Genomic DNA, 273 nt, shown 5'->3' with positions numbered 1-273 from the left:
GTAGCTGAATAATATCAGCCACTTCAGCGACTGGTGCTGCTTGATGTGGCTCATGCACATCAGTGATAATCGGTACTTGGAATTTTTCTTTGATCTGACCTAGCCAATCGATACCCTGCTCTAAACCAGGCCCACGATACGAATGCAGACTTGAGCGGTTGGCTTTATCAAAGCTCGCTTTAAAAACATAGCCGATACCCAAGCGCTTGCAAATATCAACATACTGCTCAGCAATCTCAAATGCCAATTCTTTAGATTCTAAAACATTCATAC

1 pseudogene is annotated in these 273 nt (G+C 42.9%); it reads right to left on the bottom strand.

The annotated features are described in order from the left end of the window. Positions 1–273: pseudogene (locus tag SB725_RS31210) on the bottom strand (3-deoxy-8-phosphooctulonate synthase); the annotation flags it as partial.

It is taken from the genome of Pseudomonas sp. SIMBA_041 (genome assembly GCF_046535095.1).
In the GTDB taxonomy this organism is placed as follows: domain Bacteria; phylum Pseudomonadota; class Gammaproteobacteria; order Pseudomonadales; family Pseudomonadaceae; genus Aquipseudomonas; species Aquipseudomonas mucoides.
The sequence above is the reverse complement of the archived record's forward strand: the minus strand, read 5'-3'. Positions and strand labels throughout refer to the sequence as shown.